We start from the raw sequence: 359 nt of genomic DNA on the forward strand, positions 1-359 counted from the left end.
AAGACTCCCTCCTCTTTAGGTGGGAGATGAATTGGAGTCAACCTCTTTTTTCAAGCTTAAATATATGGTATAATTAAGCATAGGAAAAGGAGGTGATTTTGCTATGTATCTTACAGTTAAACAACAACTTAAACATCTGTCTAAAGAAGAATATCTTTCTCTTAGAGAACTTTCTCATACTGCTAAGAATCTATATAATCAAGCTGTGTATAATATTAGACAGTACTACTTTCAAGAGAATAAGTATCTTAATTATCAAAAGAATAATTCTCTTTTAAAAAATAGTGAAAATTATAAAACTCTTAATTCTAATATGTCACAACAGATTCTTAAAGAAGTTGATGGTTCTTTTAAGTCTT

Annotated in this window: 1 protein-coding gene; it reads left to right on the forward strand. The window is 28.4% G+C overall.

The features are described 5' to 3' along the window. Positions 1-103: 103 nt before the first annotated feature. A partial coding sequence (locus I6E31_12535) for a transposase (protein MCF2640783.1) occupies positions 104-359 on the forward strand: 256 nt, incomplete at its 3' end.

This window comes from Fusobacterium varium, from assembly GCA_021531615.1.
GTDB lineage: Bacteria > Fusobacteriota > Fusobacteriia > Fusobacteriales > Fusobacteriaceae > Fusobacterium_A > Fusobacterium_A varium_C.